Here is a 17371-nt window from a genome sequence, read left to right on the forward strand (position 1 = left end):
CCCCGGCGGACCGGCCCCGAGAATTGGCCCCGTACACGCGAGCGGGCCCCGCCGACCCGAAGGTCGAGCGGGGCCCGTGGCGTGTGGGTGGTCAGTCGTCCAGGCCGACGGGGGAGTTGGGGCGGTCGACGTCGACGAACTCGACGTCGTCCACCGCACGGTCATCCCGACTGCCGGCCGCACGGGCTGCGGAGCCGACGGCCCAGCCGACCGCCGCGCCGACAAGCGCGGCGCCGATCAGCAGCGTCCAGGGCAGCGCCGGCTGGCGGCCGGCGAGCGCGTCGAAGGCACGCGACGCTCGCCGCCGCGCCTCCTCGGCAGCCGTTCCCACCAGGTCACCCGCGCCGTCGGCGAGGTCGCCGCTGCTGCGGCGGGCCGAGCGGGCGGTGTCCCGGACGCTGTCGCCCGCGGAGCTGACGGCGGAGACCAGGTGCTCCCACGCCTGGTCCGCGATCCGCTCCGGTTTGCTGCGGCGGTCCAGCAGGTTGGTTCCGAACATCGTGGTTTCCTCCTCGGGTGCCGAAGCCGCCAACCACTTCGGACTTTGCGTCTGTCCAGCCACTCACGGCTCGCTCACCCCGCAGTGCCCCGTGCCGACCGCGCGCAAACCCGGCCGGCACGGCTCACCGGCAGGGGTCAACGCACCGCCACCACGGCAGCGCCCCGGGCGAAGTCGTCATCGTCGTCATCGTCGTCCCCGCCACCACCGAAACCGCAGGCCAGCACGAGGGCGAGCAGTACGCCGACGCCGGCCAGCCCCGCCAGTCTCTTGATCATCGAAGATCCTCTCCGTCACGGTGGGTGTCCCGGGTCGATGCTAGGAGGCACTGGCAACCTCGGTCCGCCCTTGCCTCCACATGCCGCAACGGAATCACACCCATCGAGCTCGAGCCTCCCCGGCGGCGCGACACGCCGGGTTCAGTCGGGCTGAGGCGCGGGGCGAACCGGTTGTGGGCCGTGGCGGGTCCGGGCCGCTACCCTTGTCCGCGGCGCGTCGGTTCCGACCGATTGTCGACTGAGCAGATAACGAAAAGTATTGAATGATCAGATGCCGAAATGTGGGGATATGGGCGACTTTGTGTGCCCGGATCCGTGAATTGCTCATCCCGAGGGGTGGCGACCGAGGCCGTCGGAGGAATACTCTCGGTCGCGGCCCGCGTACTGATGAGGCGCCCGGGGGACGGGCGAGTGGAGGTGCTCGCGTGAGCCTGTCGATCGTGCAGTCAGTTCTGTCCGGTGGAGTCGTGGAGATCGCCCCACGAGGCGAGATCGACGTCGACACAGCGTACGAGGTGCGCGAAGCGATCGCGGAGGTGCTGGCCAAAGGCCGTCCGCGTCGCATCGAGCTCAACATGAGGCTTGTCACCTTCATCGACTCCGTAGGCATCAGCGCCATGGTCGCCGGCTTCCAGACCGCCGAGGTCAGCGGCGTCAAGCTCGTGGTCACCGAGCCGAGCCGGTTCGTGCACCGGCAGCTCTGGGTGACCGGCCTGCTCGGCCTCTTCGGCGCTCCGGAGCCCTACTTCGCCGGCGCCGCGACACCCGAGGTGCTGCCCGGCGCCTGAGCGCCGACAATCCTGCCCGTCACGGCTGCTCGCCCAGGCCGGTCAGGTCCACGTCGTCCACCTCGGTGACCGCCCGGATGGCTGTCACCGAGGCGTACCCGCCGGCCAGCAACGCCACGTCCGTGCCGGGCTGCGCGGCCTGCCCCGGCTCCTCCAACGAGGTACGCACGAAGCCGTGCCCCGACTCGGCCACAGTCATCTGCACCTGACCGAAGCTCGCAAGCGAACCACGGCGCACCCCGCGCAGCTGCCCGTGCGGCAGGTCGGGGGCGTTGACGTTGAGCACGCTCTCCGGCGGCCCGGCGGTCAGTCGGGGCAGCAGGTCCAGGGCGACCCGCGCGGCGGTGCCCCAGTGCCGTTCGGCGTCGCGTACCCGGGCTGCGGCGTCGACCGCCGCGCCACCGCTGGCGGCCGTCGCCTCACCCGCCGACAGCACGTCGAGCGACACCGCCATCGCCCGACAGCCGTTCGTGGCGGCGGTGAACGCGGCACCGACAGTGCCGGAGTGCAGCACGGCGCGGCCGGCGTTCGCGCCCCGGTTGATGCCGGACAGCACCACGGACGGCGGCGGGCCGAACGCGCCGTGCAGCGCGATCAACGTGATGAACCCGGGCGAGCCGCCGACCCCGTACGCCGGCACACCCGGCAGGTCCGGCAGCGGATGGTCGTGCACCACCACCCGACCGTCCCGTTCCACAGCGCTCATCGCGGCGCTGGTGCCGCTCGCCTCCTCCAGCGGCGCCGCGACCACCACGTCCAGGCCCCGCTGCGCGGCGGCCCAGGCCAGCGCCTGGATGCCGGGCGCGGCGATCCCGTCGTCGTTGGTGATCAGCACCCGCAGTGTCATTTCTCGACCGCCCGGTCGGCCAACTCGTCGGGGGTGGTCCGCTCCTGCGGCCGGCTGTCCGCCGGGACCAGCCGGACCCGCTCCACGAGCCCGGTTATCGAGTCCAACCGGCCGGTGCCCAGGCCGTGCCGGGTCACGTTGAGCGCTCCGGCTGCGGCACCGGTGCGGATGGCGGTCCGGATGTCCCCGCCGCGCGCGACAACGGCGGCCACCCCGGCGGTCATCGAGTCGCCCGCGCCGCGCGGATCGGCGGCCTCCAGCCGGGGCATCTCCACCTCGAAGAGTTCCCCGTCGACGAGCGCCAGCGCCGGCTGGTCGGCCCGGCTCACCACCACCGTCTCGGCGCCGGCGGCGTGCAGTTCGTACATCGCCCGGGTCAGCTCCGCGCTGTCGTCGCTGCGGGCGCGTCCGTCGCGGATCAGCTCCTCGTGGCTCACCTTGAGGAAGAACACCCCGCCCTCCAGCGCCGCACCAAGATGATCACCGGAGAGGTCGACAACCACCCGGCTGCCGTTGGCGCCGAGGTCGGCGGCGAAGCGCCGGTACACGTCGGCCGGGACGAGCCACGGCGCGTTGGGCCCACTGAGGACGCTCACCTCCGCGCGGAGGCCCTCGCCGAGCGCCAGGTTGTACAACTCGTCGAGCTCGTGCCGGCTCAGCGGCTGCCCCGGCACGTCGGCGATCTCCTGCCGGGAGCCGTCCCGACGGTCGTGCACGTACCCGCCACTACCGGAGTCGCGGACCACCACCTTGAGGTCCACGCCCTCGCTCACCAGCAGTGGCTCCAGCACTTGGCCGATCTCCCCGCCCAACGCGGCGCAGAGCACCACGTCGACCCCGAGCGACAGCACCATGCGGGCCTGCCAGACGCCCTGCCCGCCGGGATGCAGGTGCAGTTCGGGCTGGTCGTTCGGCTGGTCCACCGTCACCGTCAGTTGCGGAGTGGGCGCGAAGACCATCACGTGCCCGCTCACCGAGCATCGCCGTTCATGTCTCCGCCCTCCGTCACGACCGGTGATATCCCCACAGCCGACGGTAGTGATAACGCACCGCGAATGCCTGGGCAACGGCCGGCGTCCGTCCGGGCGTTGCCAGCCTGACCGGGGTACGGGACGATCGTGCGACAATCGACGGCAGGAGCCGGTGTGTTCAGCAGCGATACGTTCAGCTACACCGTCCAGGCCCGTTGCTCGCTCGCCGACGCGGCGGCCTTGCTGAGCGACCTGACCCGCCAGGGCGAGCTGCATCCGCTGATCATCCGGGTTCGCCGGGTCCCGCCCCGGCACGGTGCCCGGGCCAGCTACACGATCAACGACCGGCTGGCTGCCGGCCCGCTGCGCTTCCGAACCACCTACCAGGCGGACGTGCTGGTCAGCGAGGACGACGAGATCGTCACAGTGGCCCGCCAGTGGCCGGCGACAACGGTGCGCAACCACACCCGGCTACGCACCGAGCCGGACGGCCTGGTGCGGATCGACGTGGAGATCACCCTGCGGGCGCCGGCACCCCTGTTCCGGTACGCGTTCCGTCAGGCCCGAGCCGCCCACCTGGCCCTGGCCGCCCGACTCGGCGCGGCCCTCGACCGCACCGGCGACCCCCCGACCCCCGCCTGACACACACCGGCCGGCGCCCACGTGAGCGGGGCGCCGGCCGGGCAGGGGTCAGGTCGGGTCAGTAGACGGACAGGTGCACGTGGTTGGTGTGGTCGCTGGACGGGTCGCCGCCCGCTCCGCTGTAGGACTTCCACCCACTGCTGGGTAGCCAGATCTGCCTGTACCAGATCACGTACAGCACGGCGAGCCGGTCGGCGTTGCGGATGAAGTACGCGGCCAGGTTGTTGCCGTACGTCTTGTCGCCGCCTGTGGCGTCACCGCCGAAGCCGCCCTTCTGCGCGGCGAAGTCGCAGGCGCGGCCCTTGGGGTGCTCACCTGAGCCGCCGGAGCGGTGGCAGGAGACGTACCTGGTGAAGCCTGCGGCCTTGGCCTGGTTGAGGGCGTGCAGGGTGCGTGGGGTGATGCAGCCGTTGGCCGGGGTGGGGTCGTTGATGCTGCACGACTCGGACGGCCAGGAGCCGTCGGAGTTGCGCGGCGCGGCCTTGGCGTTGGCGGTGGAGGTGCCCCGGTTGGAGTTGGTGTCGGCGGCGGTGGATTGCGACCTGGTGGTTGCCACGGTGAGGGCCCGCTCGGCCTGCTCCTTGCGCTTGGCCATCACCTCGACCTGCTTGCGCTGTTCGCGGATCTCGCCGTCGAGGGCGATGCGGGTGCGGTTGGCCTCGTCCTTGGTGGCGTGGAGGTCGCGCAGTGCGCGGTCCTCGTTTGCGGCGACGACGTCCAGCGAGGCGGCCCGGTCCATGAAGCCTTCGGGGGTGTTGGTGCTGAGCAGCGCCGAGACGGTGCTGAGTCGCCCGGTGCGGTACGCGACGCCGGCGATCTCACCGACCTTGCCGTTGCGCTCGCTCATCTCGGCTTCGGTGGCCTTCAGCTTGGCGGCGAGTTGCTGCTGCCGCTGAATGGAGGTGTCCAGGAGGCGCTTCGCGTCGAGGTAGCCCTTGCTTGCCGCGTCCAGTTGGGCCCGCAGGGCCGGGGTGCCACCCTCTTCGTCGTCGCTTGGTGCCGCGGCGGCGCGCTGGGCGCCTGGGGGAGCGGCCGAGGCTGCGCCGGCCGGGATCGCGACGCCGAGGGTGAACATCATGACGATGAGCGCCGCCAGTCGGGCGGCGGGGGGTCGTGCTGGTGCCACTGTGCGTGTCCTTCCGTCAGCCGCCGACCGGGTTAGCTGACGGGTTCGGGACGGAAGATCCCTACCGCTGACGCGGATGCACCCCAGGAACATGGTTCCCCGGTTCGCCCTCTCGGGTGATTAGGCGGCGGCCCCCACCGGCGCCGGGAGGGCGCCGCCGGGTGGTGGCCGGGAGCCAGCCTACCGGTGCCGGTGGGGCTGATGCAGCAATTGTGACTGAGGGTGCCCACGCGGTCACCAAGGATTCCGACTAAAGGGACAAATAGGGGCAGAAGCCGGTCACCAGGCGACGGCGCCGCAGGCTCCGGGTGCCGCCCCGGGTTCGATCTGCAACGTGGCGTGCTCGATCCGGAAGTCCTCCTGCAGGGCGGTACGCGCCGCGCTGAGCACCGCGCCGACCTCCGCGTCCGGGGCCATGGTCAGGTGTGCGGAGGCCACCTCCATGCCCGAGGTGAGCGTCCAGACGTGCAGGTCGTGCACCTCGACGACGCCGGGCACGGCGGCCAGCCGGTCGTGCACGGCGGTGACCTGGAGGTGTTCCGGTGCGGCCTGCACCAGGATGCGGACCGCGGCACGGCCGAGCCGCCACGTGCGCGGCAGGATGAACACGCCGATGGCGACCGCGACCAGCGGGTCGGCCCACCACCAGTCGGTGACCGTGATGAGCAGTGCCGCGCCGATCACGCCGAGCGAACCGAGCAGGTCGCCGAGCACCTCCAGGTAGGCGCCCTGGAGGTTGATGCTCTCCCGGGCCCCGGTGCGGAGCAGGGCGAAGGCGACCACGTTCGCGAGCAGACCGAGCACGGCCACCGCGAGCATCGGGCCGGCAATCACCTCGTGCGGATCGCCGAATCGGCGGATCGCCTCGATCACCACGTAGATCGCCACGCCGGAGAGCAGGACGGCGTTGGCGAGGGCGGCGAGCACCTCGAGGCGGTAGAGCCCGAAGGTGCGTTGCGGGTCGCCGGTGGCCCGTTGGGTGGCGGTGATCGCGGCCAGCGCCATCCCGATGCCGAGCACGTCGGTGAACATGTGCCCGGCGTCGGAGAGCAGAGCCAGTGAGCCGGTGCGCAGGGCGGCCACCGCCTCGACCACCATCAAGGTGGCGAGCAGCCCGAATGCCGCCCAGAGTCGGCCCCGGTGCTGGTGCGCGGCATTGGCGACCGAGGCGTGGTGGTGGTCATGACCTGCGCCCACGACACCCACCCTCCGTCGTCGTCCGGGATCGGGTCAAATGTATGCTCACATCGCTATGTATGCAACTGTGCGCCAGCGTCGACTCCGGGCCGCGCCAAATCGAATTCAGCCGGTCGGGTCGATGGTGGTGAGCCGCTGGGTGGCACGGGACAACGCGACGTAGAGCGTGCGGACGCCCGCCCCCGGATCCGCCCGTATCTCGCTCGGCGCCACAAGCACCACGCCGTCGTACTCCATGCCCTTGGCCTCCAGGCTGGTCACCACCTGCAACCGCGACCCGCCGAGCGTGCCGAGCCAACCGGCGACCTCGTCCCGGCGGGGGACCGGCGTGATCACCCCGACCGTGCCGTCCACCTCGGCCAACAGTCCGGTGGCCGCCTCCACTGTCGCGGCCTCCAGGTCGGCCGCCGGCACCACCAACTCCACCGGGTCGACCCCCGTGGAGCGGACCGCCCTCGGCAGCGGCAGGTCCGGATAGAGCCGGCGGATCTCGGCCGCCGCCACCGCGAAGATCTCCGCCGAGTTGCGGTAGTTGGTGGTAAGCGTGAAGTCGTGCCGCTTGCGGCGGCCCAACGCCTGGTCGCGGGCCCGGGCCAGCTCCTCCGGGTTGCCGGTCCACGCGGTCTGCGCCGGGTCGCCCACGACTGTCCACGAGGCGAGCCGGCCGCGCCGGCCGACCATGCGCCACTGCATAGGCGAGACGTCCTGCGCCTCGTCCACCACCACGTGCGCGTAGTCCCGGTAGTCCGCCGGCCGTTCCCGCGCCGCCGCGCGGGCCGCCCGCTGGCGTTCGCCGAGGGTGCTCAGCTCCCGGACCCCGCCGGCGAGTTGGAACGGGTCGCGCTTGGCTCGCGCCGGCTGCGCCGGCTTGCCCAGCAGCGATTCCAACTCGTCAAGCAGCGCGATGTCGGCGATGGTGAGGCCGTCGGTGTCGAGACTCTGGTACGCCGCCTCCAGCAGCCGGATCTCCGCGCCGGACAGGATCCCGCCCGCGTACCGGCGCAGCCGGTCCGGATGGGCCAGCCAGCCCAGCACGTGCCGGGGGTGCAGCCGGGGCCACCACGCCTTGAGGAACTCGCGGAACTCCGCCCGCTCGGCGACCTCGCTCTCGAAGGCCCGCTGCTCCGGCAGCCGGCCGGTGCCGGTGTTCAGACGACGGGCCTGCGCCCAGAGCGCCGCGAAGATCCCGTCGAAGCCCGCCCGGCGGGCCTCGTTGCGGCGGGCGCCCCGCTGTAGCGCGCGGTCCCGGATCGCGTCCAACTCGGCGCGGTCCAGCCGCAGCAACCCGCCCCCGTAGAGCAGCCGCAGCTCACCCGGCCCACCCGGTACCGCGTCCCGGGCGGCCCGCTCCAGCACCTGGCGCATCCGCAGCGAGCCCTTCACCGCCGCCACCTCCGGCGGATCGGTGCGGGTGGCGGTCATCCCCGGGAAGAGCGTGCCCAGCGAGTGCAGGGTCGCAGTGTCCTCACCGAGCGACGGCAGCACCGAGGCGATGTACTCGACGAAGACTGTGGACGGCCCGACCACGAGGATGCCGCCGCCGGCGTAGCGGCTGCGGTCGGAGTACAGCAGGAAGGCCGCCCGGTGCAGGGCGACGGCGGTCTTGCCGGTGCCCGGGCCGCCGGCGACGATCGTCACCCCGGAACCGGGCGACCGGATCGCCTCGTCCTGTTCCCGTTGGATCGTCGCCACGATGTCCCGCATGCCCCGGCCGGTGGCCTGGGACAGGGTGGCCAGCAGCGCGCCGTCGCCGACCACTGTCATCCCCTCCGGCGTGGCGGTGGGGTCGAGCAGGTCGTCTTCGATGCGGGTGACCCGCTCCCGCCGGGACTGGATCGTCCGGCGTCGCACCACGCCCAGCGGCTGCGCCGGGGTGGCCTGGTAGAACGCGGCGGCGGCCGGCGCCCGCCAGTCGACGACAAGTGTGGTGGCGTCCTCGTCGCGGATGCCGAGCCGCCCGACGTGCAGCACCTGACGGTCCCGCAGGTCCATCCGGCCGAAGACAAGTCCCTCGTGTTCGGCGTCGAGGGTGTGCCGCCGCTGGGCGGCGTGGAACACCATCGCGTCGCGTTCGACGAGCGCGCCGAACGTGCCCACCCGGGCCATCCGGTAGCCGTCGCGCTCGGCGCGGACCGCCGACTGGCGCAGCTCGGCCAGTCGGGCGTACACCCGGTCGAGATGCCGTTGTTCGACGGCGATCTCCTGCTCCAGGGCGGTCTGGTCGGTCAACGCACGCTCCTTCGATGTCGCCGGCAATCGGCGCGAACCGCGCGGGCCAACCGCAGAAGGGTACGGCCCTCGCTTCGGCCCGCCGCGCCCGAGGTGCGGGAACGTGGTCAGGCACCCGTTTCGACGGCGCTCGTGTCGCTGGCCTGCGGCGGCACGACGCACGAGGCGTCGGGCGGCGATTCAGCGAGCACCCGACGCAGGACGCCGGTCAGGGCGGCGTTCACCTCGTCCGGGCGTTCCATCATCAGCATGTGCCCGGCGCCGGAGCAGATGGTCAGTTCGGTGGCTGGCAGCGCGGCGGCGATCGACTCGGCGCAGGGTGGTGGGGTGAGCCGGTCCCGGTCGCCGACAAGGGCGGCGGCGGGCAGGTGGGCGAGCGCGGCGAGGGTGTCCAGCCGGCGCTGGGCACCGATCGAGGCGCGGAACCCGCCGATCGACCGCAGCGAGGCGCGGGCCACCGCCGAGGTCACCAGCCGGATGTCGGCCGGGTCGCAGCGGTCGCCGAAGAGCATCCAGCGGATGCTCGGTTGCAGTGCGCGCAGCAGCGGCCGGGGCGGCCGCCACGAGCCGCACCGGGCCAGCACGCCGGCCCCTGTCGTCTCGGCGAGCCGGATCAGCCGGGTGATCCGCGGCGAGAGTCCGTAGGCGGTGTGCGTGTGCCCCTCGGCGGTGGTCGAGACGAAGACCAGGCCGGCCGTGCGGGCGGTGAAGTGTGCGGGGTGGCGGTGGGCGTACTCCATGATCGTCATACCGCCCAGCGAGTGCCCGACCAGGACCACCCGGCCGGCCGGCGCCACCGTGTCGATGACCGCCGCGAGGTCGTCGCCGAGCTGAGCCAGTGTCGCGGTGGGCAACTCCATGCAACTGGACCGCCCGTGGCCCCGCGCGTCGAAGGTGACCACCCGCACCGCCTCGCCCGGCAGCCCGGTGAGCGCGTCGAGTTGCCGGTGCCAGCTGCGCCCGTCAAGCGTCCAGCCGTGCAGCAGGACGGCGGTGACCGGGGCGTCCGCCGGCCCTGTGGTCTCGACGTGCAGCCGCACGCCGTCGGGCAGACCGACCTCGAACCGCTCCGGCATCGCCACCTCCCAGGGCCGCCACGTACCACAAGCACCGGGATACCCGGCGGTAACACCGGCTACCCGCCATGACACCACGCCAATCGCGCCGAGGCGAACATTCCCGACCCCGCCCCCGCCCGTCGTCGGCGGGCCAAGCTGGACGGCATGGGCTCGGCGCAGGCAACGCCCGGTCCGCCCGTCGGCGGACCGGTGACTCAGGGACGACAGGCCGGCGGTACGCCCCGGGCCGCGCTTGCCGAACTGCTCGCCGGCAACCGGCGCTTCGTCAGCGGCCAGCCGGTGCACGGTCACGACGTGACGGCCGCGGCGGCAGCCTCCGGCGACCAGCAGCCGTACGCGGTGGTGCTCGGCTGCATCGACTCGCGGGTGCCGTTGGAGGCGATCTTCGACCAGACATTCGGCGCGATCTGCGTGATCCGCACCGGCGGGCACGTACTGGACCGCGCGGTGCGCGGCTCCATCGAGTTCGTGGTCGGCCAGCTCGGCGTACCGCTGGTCATGGTTCTCGGCCACGAGCGGTGTGGTGCGGTGGGCGCCGCGGTGGACGCGCTGCGCACCGGCCAGCGGCCCGGCGGGTCGCTCGCCCACCTGGTCGACGAGATCGCCCCGGCGGTCGTCGAGGCGGGGCTCGACGATCCGGCGGTGCATCCGTTGGCGATCCGCCGGCACGTCCGGCGTACGGTGCACACGCTGCGCCACGACGCCGCGCTGGCGGAGCCGGTCGCCGCCGGCCGGGTGGCAGTCGTCGGCAGTCTCTACGACCTGGCCACCGGTGAGGTCGCTCTGCTCGACCCGCCCTGAACCCGGCCCGGCCTGGATTGCCGCCGGTGCGGACGGCCCGGGGCGAAGGGGACGCGAAACCGCCCGCCGGGAAAGTCCCGACGGGCGGTTCGTTGATGCGGTGGGGGAGGGCTCAGCCCTCGAAGACACCGGCCGCGACCAGGCGCTTCTCGGTGGCCTCCCAGCCGTCACCCGGGTGGGTGGCGGCCAGGTTGTTGATCTCCGCCCGGATCTTGGCGGCGTGGCCGGCGGCGGCCAGCACGCGGATCTCCTCGACGAAGGCGTCGGAGTCGGTGCGCAGGTGCGCGGTCTTGCCGTTGGTCAGGTTGCGCACGTAGGCGTGCTTGCCGCCGTTGAGCGGGATGAGGTACTTGAACTCGCCCAGCACGCTGAGGGCGCCACCCTGGCCAGCCTGGCCGGCCCGGACGGACGCGCGCGCGGTCTTAGAGGTGTTGCTCGCCACGGAGGTACTCCTTGCAAGACGTACGGGAGGACTGGGACGTCCGGGGGCTGTGTGCGGGCGACGCTGGGTCGGCCCGCGGAGGTGTAACGCGGCAGAAGCCGCCGATGGAACTGTACAGGACCACGACATCTGGCTGGTCGTCGCGGTGTCCCCTGAGACAACCGCGGCCACCCGTCCGGCTATTCCGGCCAGCGAATTTGCCGATTCCCTGGCGCACCATCCGTCACAGGAGTCATCATGTGTTGCAGCAACCACCTGGGTGGCCGAGGTCGTAGGGGAAGACGCACCTCGCTCTCCGGGAGGTCACCGTGCCAACGCGTGGCGTCGTATACGTCCACTCGACCCCGCTCGCCGTGTGCTCGCACGTCGAGTGGGCGATCGCGCGCGTCCTAGCCGCGCCGGTCAACCTGCAGTGGACGGCTCAGCCCGTCGACCCCGGCGCACGCCGGGCCGAGTGCGGGTGGACCGGGCGTCCCGGGACGGGCGCCGAGCTGGCTGCTGCCCTTCGGCAGTGGCCCATGATCCGTTTCGAGGTCACCGAGGAGCCGAGTCCCGGCGCCGACGGTGAGCGCTACATGTACGTGCCGGCTCGTGGCCTGTTCCGGGCCACCGTCGGCGCGGCTGGTGACATCCAACTCGGCGAGGACCGGCTGCGGGCGCTGATGGCCTCCGCCCGGGCCCCCGAAGCGCTGTCACACGCCCTCGACAAGGCGATGGGCACCGCCTGGGATGCTGACCTGGAGCCCTACCGGTACGCGGGCGACGGCGCGCCGGTGACGTTGCTCACCAGAGTTGGCTGAACGGGCCGCCACCCGGGCCCTCACCTGGTCGTGTCCCGCTGCGGCGGCGCCGACCGGTAAGGTCAAGTTGCCCCGATACGGGGGAACTGGTGGGATAGGCGGCGTGCCGATTCGCCCGCGACGCGCCGGCATCGCCGTCGCCGCCCTGACTGCCCTGCTCGTCTCTGGCTGCTCGGGTTCCCCGGAACGCCCCGACCCGACGCCAAGCCCGGCGGGCACCTCGGCCGCACCGAGTGCCCCCGCCGCGACGGCGGGCACCGACCCGGCATCCCGGGCCGCCGCGCTCGTCGCCACGCTCTCGGACGAGGACCTGGTCGGTCAGGTGCTGATGCCGTACGCCTACGGCGACTCGGCGACGAAGGTCTCAGCCGGCTCGGCGGCCGGCAACCAGGCACTTGCCGGCGTCGACACCCCGGCCCAGATGATCGCCAAGTACCGCCTCGGCGGGCTGATCCTCGTCGGCTTCAGCGCCGACGACCCGACCAAGGGCAACCAGGAGACCACTAACGTCGACAACCCCAAGCAGGTGCACGAGCTGACCGGCGGGCTGCGCGAAGCCGCCGGCCGGCTGGCCGCCGGTTCGGCACCCTTCCTGGTCGGCACCGACCAGGAGTACGGCGTGGTCACCCGCGTCACCGACGGGGTCACGCTGCTGCCCAGCGCCCTCGCGGCCGGGGCGGCCGGCGACCCGACGCTCACCGAGAACGCCTGGCGGGCCGCCGGCACCGAGCTCGCCGCGATGGGGATCAACGTCGACTTCGCCCCGGTCGCCGACGTGCTGGCGACCCGCAGCACTGTCATCGGCTCCCGCTCGTACGGCGCCGACCCGAAGGTCGCCGCCGCACAGGTCGGCGGCGCCGTCCGGGGTCTGCAGGCCGGTGGCGTCGCGGCCACCCTCAAGCACTTCCCGGGGCACGGCCACAGCGCCGACGACTCGCACCAGGACCTGCCCGTGCTCACCCAGTCCGCCGAGGCGCTGCGCAGCGGCGCGTGGCCGCCGTTCGCCGCTGGCATCGAGGCCGGCGCCATGGCGGTGATGTCCGGCCACCTGGACGCGCGGGCCATCGACCCCGGCATCCCGGCGACCTTCTCGCACAAGCTGCTCACCGACGTGCTGCGCGGTCAGCTCGGCTTCAAGGGTGTGGTGATCACCGACGGGATGAACATGCCGCCGGCGAAGCGCTGGGCCCCCGGCGAGGCCGCCGTTCGGGCGCTCAACGCGGGCAACGACCTGATCCTGATGACCCCGAACGTGGGCCAGGCGTACGACGGGCTGCTCGCCGCGCTGCGCGGGGGGTCACTGCCCCGGACCCGACTGGTCGAGGCTGTCACCCGGGTGCTGACCATGAAGTTCCGGCTCGCCGACGCCCCGGCCGCGCAGATGTCCACGCTCAACTCACAGGCGCATCGGGCGGCGGCGGACGCCCTGGCCGCCGGTGCCGTCACAGTGCTGCGCGGCACCTGCGGCAAGGCGGTACCCGGGCCGGTGACCGTCACCTCCTCAGGCGGCCGGGACGGCACGCGGGCCACGCTCACCGCCGCGCTCACCGCTGCCGGCGTGACAGTGAAGGCGAGCGGAGGCACAGTCGTGCACCTGGTCGGCTACGGCGACGGCGCAGGCGACCTGCGCGCCGACGCTGCGGTCACCGTCGCCATGGACACCCCGTACGTGCTGGCGGACGCGGCGTCGCCGACGCTGCTGGCGACGTACTCCTCCAGCAAGGCGTCGATGACCGCGCTGGCGGCCGTGCTGGCCGGCAAGGCCCGCCCCGGCGGCCGGTCCCCGGTCGCCGTGCGGGGCCTGCCCGCGACCACCTGCGGCACCTGACCCGGCACGGCCGGGCGACGCGGAAAATCGCGTTGCGGCAGACCAGGTGAACTGGGACCCTCGGCCGCATGCCAGCACCAGAGGGATTCCGGTACGACCAGCGGGCCGACGGCACGGTGGTGATCACGCACCACGGGCGGGTGGCGAGCACGCTGCGCGGCGGCCGGGCAGCGGAGTTCCTCGCCGAGGTCGACGACGACCCGCAACTGGTGATGGCTCGCTGGACGGGTAACTACCGCCGGGGCAACGAGCGCACCGCCAAGCGGCACCCCCGTAACCGGGTCTGAAACGACACCGGGCCCTGTTCCGTCGCCAGGCGACAGGACAGGGCCACTGCTCACCCGCTGCCGCGGGCGGTGGTGTCAGGCTCGCGTGAAGACGAGAGCCACGTTGTGGCCGCCGAAGCCGAACGCGTTGTTCAACGCGGCCGGGATCTCCATGTGGCGTGCCTTCTGGGTGGCCACGTCCAGGCTGAGGCCGTCGTCCGGGTCGTCCAGGTTGATCGTCGGCGGAACGACGCCGTCGCGGATGGCGAGGATCGTGGCGATCGACTCCAGCGCGCCGGCCGCACCGAGCAGGTGACCGGTCATCGACTTGGTCGCCGCCAGCACCGGGTGATCGCCGAGCGCCTTGTGCAGCGCGCCGATCTCCAGCATGTCGCCGACCGGGGTCGACGTGGCGTGCGCGTTGACGTGCACGATGTCCTGCTTGGCGATGTCCGCGTCCGCGATGGCCTTGGCGATGGCCCGGATGGCGCCCTCACCCTCGGCGTGCGGCTGCACGATGTCGTACGCGTCGGAGGTGATGCCCGAGCCGGCGAGGCGCGCGTACACCCGGGCACCCCGGGCGGCGGCGTGATCGGCCCGCTCCAACACGATGACGCCGGCGCCCTCGCCGAGGACGAAGCCGTCACGGCCCTTGTCCCACGGGCGGGAAGCCCGCTCCGGGTCGTCGTTGCGGGTCGACATGGCCCGCATCGAGCTGAACCCGGCGATCGGCAGCGGGTGGATGACCGCCTCGGTGCCGCCGGCCACCACCACGTCGGCCCGGCCGGCGCGGATGATGTCCAGACCCAGCGCGATCGCCTCGGCGCCAGTGGCGCAGGCGCTGGCCACCGTGTGCACGCCGGCCTTGGCGCCCAGCTCCAGCCCGACCCAGGCGGCCGGACCGTTCGGCATCAGCATCGGGATGGTGTGCGGGGAGACCCGCCGCGGCCCGGATGCCTCCAGGATGTCGTCCTGGGCGAGCAGTGTGGTGGCGCCGCCGATGCCGGAGCCGATGCTGACCGCGAGCCGCTCCCCGTCGAGGCCGGAGTCGGCCAGGCCGGCATCCGCCCACGCCTGCTGTGCGGCGATGATGGCGATCGCCTCGGAGCGGTCCAACCGGCGCAGCCGGACGCGGTCCAGAACCTCCGACGGCTCCACGGCCAGCTGCGCGGCGATCCGGACGGGCAGTTGCGCGGCCCACTCCTGGGTGAGGGCACTCACCCCGGAGCGGCCGGCAAGCATGGCGTCCCAGGTCGACGCGACGTCCCCGCCGAGCGGGGTCGTCGCGCCGAGCCCGGTGACGACGACGTCAGGACGACTCATGATCAGGACTGCGCCTCGATGTAGCTGACGGCGTCCCCGACGGTCTTGAGGTTCTGCACCTCGTTGTCCGGGATCTTGACACCGAACTTCTCCTCAGCCGCCACCACGACCTCCACCATGGAGAGCGAGTCGACATCGAGGTCGTCGGTGAAGGACTTCCCCTCGGCCACGTCGTCCGGGTTCACCCCGGCAACCTCTTCGAGGATCTCGGCGAGGCCGGTGGTGATCTCGTCACGGGTCATTGCGGTTGGTTCCTCTCATAGGGGATCTCCGGCGGCCAGCATCGCCGACCGCCGCTCCTCGACGCGTACGCGCCCGAGGGGGTTTCAGGGGCAGCGGACGACCTGACCGGCGTAGGTCAGGCCACCGCCGAAGCCGAACAGCAGCACCGGGGCGCCCGAGGGCACCTCCCGCCGCTCGACAAGCTTGGACAGGGCCAGCGGCACGCTCGCCGCTGAGGTGTTGCCCGACTCCACCATGTCCTTCGCGATGATCGCGTTGGGGATGTTGAGCCGCTTGGCGATGCCGTCGATGATCCGGCCGTTGGCCTGGTGCGGCACGAACGCGGCAAGCTCCGACGGCTCGACCCCGGCGCGTTCGCACGCCTGGAGGGCGAGCGGCGCCAGCGCGGTGGTGGCCCAGCGGAACACCGACTGCCCCTCCTGCTGGATGTACGGGCGCCAGCCCTCGATGCGGACCGCGTCGCCCTTCTCCGGCACCGAACCCCAGACCACCGGGCCGATGCCGGCGGGCTCGTCGTCGGCAGTGGCGGTGACCACCGCGGCACCGGCGCCGTCACCGAAGATGATGCAGGTGGAGCGGTCGGTCCAGTCGGTGAAGTCGGACAGCTTCTCCGCGCCGATGACTATGGCGTTGCGGGACGCTCCGGCCCGGATGGCGTGGTCGACGGTGCCCAGCGCGTAGGCGAAGCCCGAGCAGGCGGTGTTGACGTCGTACGCGCCAGGAGCGGCGATGCCCAGCTTCGCGGCGACCCGGCAGGCCACGTTGGGGCTGCGGTCGATCGACGAGCAGGTGGCGACCACGACCAGGTCGATGTCGGCGGCACTCAACCCGGAGTTGGCAAGTGCCTTGCCGGCGGCGGCGGCGGCCATGTCGGCCACCGTCTCACTGTCGGCGATCCGCCGGGTCACGATGCCGACCCGGTCCCGGATCCACTCGTCGCTGGTGTCGACGAGCTGGGCGATGTCGTCGTTCGTCACCACCCGCGAGGGCTGGTAGTGCCCCATCGAGACGATGCGACTGCCGGTCATGAATGTCCTCCGATGGGGGCGAGCGAGCCCGACGTGCCGTGCCGGGCGATCAGATCCCGCGCGGCCGGCAGGTCGTCGGGCGTGTTCAGGGTGACGATCTCAGGCGCGCCGTCGCCCTTGAGCTCCCGCTTCACCAGCCCGGCGAGGGTGCCGGCCGGAGGCAGCTCGATCACCCCGGTCACACCGAGGTCGGCCAGGGTGCGCATGCACAGGTCCCAGCGGACCGGGGCGGTGACCTGGCGGACCAGACGCTGCACCATGACCCGGCCGTCGCTGACCGCCGTGCCGTCGAGGTTCGACAGCAGGATCCGCTCCGGGTTGGCCTGGGTGATCCCGGCGGCCACCGAGGCCAGCGCGGTCTCGGCCGGGGCCATGTACGGGGTGTGGAACGCGCCCGCTACCTGAAGCCGGATGACGCGGGCCTTCGACGGTCGCTCGGCGGCGAGCTTGTCCAGGCCGTCCAGCGCGCCGGCGGCGACGATCTGACCGGCGCCGTTGCGATTGGCCGGGTGCAGACCGTGCCCCGCGATCGAGGCGAGGACCTCGTCCGGGTCCCCACCGAGCACGGCGGCCATCCCGGTCGGCTCCAGCGCGCACGCCGCAGCCATCTCCCGGCCCCGCACACCGGCGAGGGTGATCGCCGTCTCGGCCGACAGCACCCCGGCCAGCGCCGCGGCGCCCAGCTCGCCGACGCTGTGCCCGGCGGTCACCGCCACGTCGTGCAGCGGCAGGTGCTCGGCGGCGAGCAGCGCGGCGGCGACGAGCAGCGGCTGGGTGCGGGCCGTGTCCTTGATCTCGTCGGCGTCGGCGTCAGTGCCCAGGTGTACCAGGTCGACGCCGGCCAACGCGGACCACCACCGCAGGCGTGCCTCGGTGCCGGTCAGGTCGAGCCAGGGGGTCAGGAAGCCGGGTTTCTGGGAACCCTGGCCGGGACTAAGTACGGCGAGCACCCCTATGACTCTTCCGGATACACGTGAGGAACGC

The 17371-nt window shown here is 72.6% G+C and carries 19 protein-coding genes and 1 riboswitch; of the genes, 6 read left to right on the forward strand and 13 right to left on the reverse strand.

Annotation, left to right across the window (positions count from 1 at the left end):
* Positions 1-91: 91 nt before the first annotated feature.
* A complete protein-coding gene (locus tag ACFY2Q_RS09065; RefSeq protein ID WP_387128657.1) occupies positions 92-499 on the reverse strand; it encodes a hypothetical protein in 408 nt (135 codons plus the stop codon).
* A 137-nt stretch (positions 500-636) separates the two neighbouring features.
* A complete protein-coding gene (locus tag ACFY2Q_RS09070; RefSeq protein WP_387128658.1) occupies positions 637-777 on the reverse strand; it encodes a hypothetical protein in 141 nt (46 codons plus the stop codon).
* Positions 778-1202: 425 nt separating this feature from the next.
* On the opposite strand from ACFY2Q_RS09070, the gene ACFY2Q_RS09075 reads away from it, so the two are divergent.
* Positions 1203-1565, forward strand: coding sequence for an STAS domain-containing protein (locus tag ACFY2Q_RS09075; RefSeq protein WP_387128660.1), 363 nt, complete (start codon positions 1203-1205; stop codon positions 1563-1565).
* A 19-nt stretch (positions 1566-1584) separates the two neighbouring features.
* Here ACFY2Q_RS09075 and surE read toward each other — a convergent pair whose 3' ends face one another.
* Both surE and ACFY2Q_RS09085 read right to left on the reverse strand, forming a co-directional pair.
* Positions 1585-2412, reverse strand: a complete 828-nt coding sequence (gene surE, locus ACFY2Q_RS09080; RefSeq protein WP_387128662.1) for a 5'/3'-nucleotidase SurE — start codon at positions 2410-2412, stop codon at positions 1585-1587.
* Positions 2409-3371 carry a 1-phosphofructokinase family hexose kinase gene (locus ACFY2Q_RS09085; RefSeq protein WP_387129116.1) on the reverse strand — a complete coding sequence of 321 codons (963 nt, stop codon included), beginning with the start codon at positions 3369-3371 and terminating at the stop codon, positions 2409-2411. Before ACFY2Q_RS09085 ends, surE begins: the two co-directional genes overlap by 4 nt.
* A 186-nt stretch (positions 3372-3557) precedes the next feature.
* Between ACFY2Q_RS09085 and ACFY2Q_RS09090 the strand changes: the two genes are divergently transcribed.
* Positions 3558-4025, forward strand: a complete 468-nt coding sequence (locus ACFY2Q_RS09090) for an SRPBCC family protein (protein WP_387128664.1) — start codon at positions 3558-3560, stop codon at positions 4023-4025.
* Between the two features lie 58 nt (positions 4026-4083).
* On the opposite strand, the gene ACFY2Q_RS09095 is transcribed toward ACFY2Q_RS09090, so the two are convergent.
* From ACFY2Q_RS09095 to ACFY2Q_RS09110, 4 genes are all read right to left on the reverse strand, one after another.
* Positions 4084-5151 carry a coiled-coil domain-containing protein gene (locus tag ACFY2Q_RS09095; RefSeq protein ID WP_387128665.1) on the reverse strand — a complete coding sequence of 356 codons (1068 nt, stop codon included), beginning with the start codon at positions 5149-5151 and terminating at the stop codon, positions 4084-4086.
* A gap of 5 nt (positions 5152-5156) precedes the next feature.
* A riboswitch (cyclic di-AMP (ydaO/yuaA leader) is annotated at positions 5157-5288 on the reverse strand.
* A 142-nt stretch (positions 5289-5430) separates the two neighbouring features.
* Complete coding sequence (locus ACFY2Q_RS09100) at positions 5431-6348, reverse strand: cation diffusion facilitator family transporter (protein ID WP_387128667.1); 918 nt, start codon at positions 6346-6348, stop codon at positions 5431-5433.
* A gap of 105 nt (positions 6349-6453) precedes the next feature.
* Entirely contained in the window at positions 6454-8577 is a 2124-nt protein-coding gene (locus tag ACFY2Q_RS09105) for a HelD family protein (protein WP_387128669.1), read from the reverse strand.
* Positions 8578-8684: 107 nt separating this feature from the next.
* The gene (locus ACFY2Q_RS09110; protein WP_387128671.1) at positions 8685-9653 is read right to left on the reverse strand and encodes an alpha/beta fold hydrolase; all 969 of its coding nucleotides are present in this window, start codon (positions 9651-9653) and stop codon (positions 8685-8687) included.
* Between the two features lie 192 nt (positions 9654-9845).
* Here ACFY2Q_RS09110 and ACFY2Q_RS09115 point away from each other — a divergent pair, with 192 nt between their 5' ends.
* Complete coding sequence (locus tag ACFY2Q_RS09115; RefSeq protein ID WP_387128673.1) at positions 9846-10457, forward strand: carbonic anhydrase; 612 nt, start codon at positions 9846-9848, stop codon at positions 10455-10457.
* 112 nt (positions 10458-10569) lie between these two features.
* Here the strand turns inward: ACFY2Q_RS09115 and ACFY2Q_RS09120 are convergent, their stop codons facing one another.
* Entirely contained in the window at positions 10570-10899 is a 330-nt protein-coding gene (locus ACFY2Q_RS09120) for a hypothetical protein (RefSeq protein ID WP_030330285.1), read from the reverse strand.
* Between the two features lie 308 nt (positions 10900-11207).
* On the opposite strand from ACFY2Q_RS09120, the gene ACFY2Q_RS09125 reads away from it, so the two are divergent.
* The 3 genes from ACFY2Q_RS09125 (at position 11208) to ACFY2Q_RS09135 (ending at position 13814) form a co-directional block, all read left to right on the forward strand.
* Positions 11208-11699 carry a DUF3145 domain-containing protein gene (locus ACFY2Q_RS09125; RefSeq protein WP_387128675.1) on the forward strand — a complete coding sequence of 164 codons (492 nt, stop codon included), beginning with the start codon at positions 11208-11210 and terminating at the stop codon, positions 11697-11699.
* Positions 11700-11802: 103 nt separating this feature from the next.
* A complete protein-coding gene (locus ACFY2Q_RS09130) occupies positions 11803-13527 on the forward strand; it encodes a glycoside hydrolase family 3 protein (protein WP_387128676.1) in 1725 nt (574 codons plus the stop codon).
* A gap of 68 nt (positions 13528-13595) precedes the next feature.
* The gene (locus tag ACFY2Q_RS09135) at positions 13596-13814 is read left to right on the forward strand and encodes a hypothetical protein (RefSeq protein ID WP_387128678.1); all 219 of its coding nucleotides are present in this window, start codon (positions 13596-13598) and stop codon (positions 13812-13814) included.
* A gap of 75 nt (positions 13815-13889) precedes the next feature.
* On the opposite strand, the gene fabF is transcribed toward ACFY2Q_RS09135, so the two are convergent.
* From fabF to ACFY2Q_RS09155, 4 genes are all read right to left on the reverse strand, one after another.
* Complete coding sequence (gene fabF, locus ACFY2Q_RS09140) at positions 13890-15116, reverse strand: beta-ketoacyl-ACP synthase II (protein ID WP_387128680.1); 1227 nt, start codon at positions 15114-15116, stop codon at positions 13890-13892.
* 2 nt (positions 15117-15118) lie between these two features.
* Positions 15119-15358 (reverse strand): acyl carrier protein, encoded by a 240-nt coding sequence (locus tag ACFY2Q_RS09145; RefSeq protein ID WP_053653162.1) that lies wholly within the window; start codon positions 15356-15358, stop codon positions 15119-15121.
* 84 nt (positions 15359-15442) lie between these two features.
* The gene (locus ACFY2Q_RS09150; RefSeq protein WP_387128682.1) at positions 15443-16387 is read right to left on the reverse strand and encodes a beta-ketoacyl-ACP synthase III; all 945 of its coding nucleotides are present in this window, start codon (positions 16385-16387) and stop codon (positions 15443-15445) included.
* Positions 16384-17337: an ACP S-malonyltransferase gene (locus tag ACFY2Q_RS09155; protein WP_387128683.1), complete on the reverse strand. Its 954-nt coding sequence runs from the start codon at positions 17335-17337 to the stop codon at positions 16384-16386. The genes ACFY2Q_RS09150 and ACFY2Q_RS09155 overlap by 4 nt, the downstream gene beginning before the upstream one ends.
* Positions 17338-17371: the final 34 nt, after the last annotated feature.

This window comes from Micromonospora sp. NPDC000316, from assembly GCF_042898885.1.
GTDB lineage: Bacteria > Actinomycetota > Actinomycetes > Mycobacteriales > Micromonosporaceae > Micromonospora.

Excerpts from the sequence above, each read along its gene's own strand:
- fabF (WP_387128680.1), bottom strand. The coding sequence starts at position 15,116 with ATGAGTCGTCCTGACGTCGTCGTCACCGGGCTCGGCGCGACGACCCCG.
- ACFY2Q_RS09065 (WP_387128657.1), bottom strand. The coding sequence starts at position 499 with ATGTTCGGAACCAACCTGCTGGACCGCCGCAGCAAACCGGAGCGGATC.
- ACFY2Q_RS09085 (WP_387129116.1), bottom strand. The coding sequence starts at position 3,371 with ATGGTCTTCGCGCCCACTCCGCAACTGACGGTGACGGTGGACCAGCCG.
- ACFY2Q_RS09145 (WP_053653162.1), bottom strand. The coding sequence starts at position 15,358 with ATGACCCGTGACGAGATCACCACCGGCCTCGCCGAGATCCTCGAAGAG.
- ACFY2Q_RS09150 (WP_387128682.1), bottom strand. The coding sequence starts at position 16,387 with ATGACCGGCAGTCGCATCGTCTCGATGGGGCACTACCAGCCCTCGCGG.
- ACFY2Q_RS09110 (WP_387128671.1), bottom strand. The coding sequence starts at position 9,653 with ATGCCGGAGCGGTTCGAGGTCGGTCTGCCCGACGGCGTGCGGCTGCAC.
- ACFY2Q_RS09135 (WP_387128678.1), top strand. The coding sequence starts at position 13,596 with ATGCCAGCACCAGAGGGATTCCGGTACGACCAGCGGGCCGACGGCACG.
- ACFY2Q_RS09070 (WP_387128658.1), bottom strand. The coding sequence starts at position 777 with ATGATCAAGAGACTGGCGGGGCTGGCCGGCGTCGGCGTACTGCTCGCC.
- surE (WP_387128662.1), bottom strand. The coding sequence starts at position 2,412 with ATGACACTGCGGGTGCTGATCACCAACGACGACGGGATCGCCGCGCCC.